The sequence below is a fragment of the Caldicoprobacter algeriensis genome (assembly GCF_023838525.1).
GTDB classification, from domain to species: domain Bacteria; phylum Bacillota; class Clostridia; order Caldicoprobacterales; family Caldicoprobacteraceae; genus Caldicoprobacter; species Caldicoprobacter algeriensis.
In genome coordinates this window covers 1-1609 of record NZ_JAHUQD010000040.1, presented here as the reverse complement: position 1 = coordinate 1609, position 1609 = coordinate 1, and the positions used below count along the sequence as shown (strand labels likewise).

1 protein-coding gene is annotated in these 1609 nt (G+C 35.9%); it reads right to left on the bottom strand.

Features of this window, described 5'->3' with window-relative positions; genetic code table 11:
• Window positions 1–168: 168 nt before the first annotated feature.
• A complete protein-coding gene (locus KVG29_RS12295; protein ID WP_252228717.1) occupies window positions 169–1422 on the bottom strand; it encodes a transposase in 1254 nt (417 codons plus the stop codon).
• Window positions 1423–1609 lie beyond the last annotated feature (187 nt).

The window sequence follows — 1609 nt, the reverse complement described above, 5'->3', positions numbered from 1 at the left end:
CAGAAATTTCGCATCTAATTTCCAGTGTAAATTTTTTTGAATATGGAATTAATGTTTTTCCATTTTGTTACAATTTTGGAATTTGAAAAGCCCATAAACTCCGGTTTTTAGGTATACTTCCCCCCTCCCCCATTCTAATCAAACCTGTATTTCCAGTTTTTTTGCTAACTATGTAGTGTCAAAAATTGGATTAACCCAGTTCTTTATTAACAACATCTCGTCTCTTATTTCTTCCATTATGTCTATCTGCAATAACCTCTTCTCTCTAAATCCCCTAATGTTCCTGAAAAAGTATAACTGACTTAAGTTAAAAGCTATTATCATAAACCCAACTACAGCCTCTGTCCCCACTTCACTGTGCACATAGCAATGGTCAAAATGATACTGTGTCTTTATTTGACGAAATACATCGTTTTCAATATCCCATCTCTTATGAATTATCTTCCACACAGTCTCTACTCTAATATTCTTGCTGGTGGTTACAACCCAAATCTCTTTTAGCTCCTTATTACCCCCTTCATAAATCTCCTCTAAAAACCTTATAAATCTTACCTTAGTCTCCTCCATACCCGCCATTTCAAATCCATCTTCGTCCCATGCTCTAACAACAATTCTCTTTCTGCTCCCATCTTCTACTTCCCATTCCCTGTCTGCTTCACGATTCCTATACAAACCTAACGCGTCCTTTACAATATGCAACCTCTCATCTTTTACCCTGACAACTGCATCCATCCCAATCGCAAGTACTTCCTTAATCCATGTTGCTTTGCAATACAAAGCATCTGCTACTATTACATCCGCAAAATGATGAAATTGCTTGTACAGTTTCCTAATAAGCCTTTTACTCCCACTAAGTTCTCCCTCATCCTTATCACAACAATCTTTTTTAGGTTCTAACATCTCATAACCCAATACAATATGGGGATCAGAGCCCACAGTTGCACAAACTACTGCTTTATGATAATAATGGGTTATTCCTTGTTTATCAACACGAGTAAGACATCTCTCACAACTCTTCTTAGTACTCTCAAATACCTCCACTCCGTCAATAGCTGCAACCTTTAGCCCATCTATTGTACCCTTCCTAAATACCTTATTCCTGAACGCGGTCTTTACTATATGCTCATGCATGCCATTCAAACTATCTATATCAAAACTACTCAACGAACGCCTAATAGTATCTATCCGAGGTAATTTCCTTCTCCTTGGTAATAATTTTTTAAATTTCTTATTCTCCAGCCAACGCTCTAGTCTATTAAAACTTTTAAGCCCACAGATAAATGCAAACAAAACTATAAATGCTATAGTCGAGGTTTCCACTTGAGGTCTTATCCTCCCGTCTTTTAACCTCTTGACTTCTTCTCCAAGATAATATATCCTGGAGAAGTAGGAGAACATTCTTTTTAGATGACTTTTGATCATCTTGGACCATCCTTTCTTTTTTGGATTTGTTACACAAAATTTAATTATAGAAAGGATGGTCCCATTTTTTAACCCTAAATTTTTTCCAGTAAAAATCGGAATTTACATATTTCGAGTATTATCCTTTCTAAACCTCTAAATATCAAAGGATTACGCCATTTTTATTTATTAATTTGCGAAACTTCTG

What these genes read in the sequence shown, in the direction of transcription:
- KVG29_RS12295 (WP_252228717.1), bottom strand. Translation starts at nt 1,422, where the DNA reads ATGATCAAAAGTCATCTAAAAAGAATGTTCTCCTACTTCTCCAGGATA.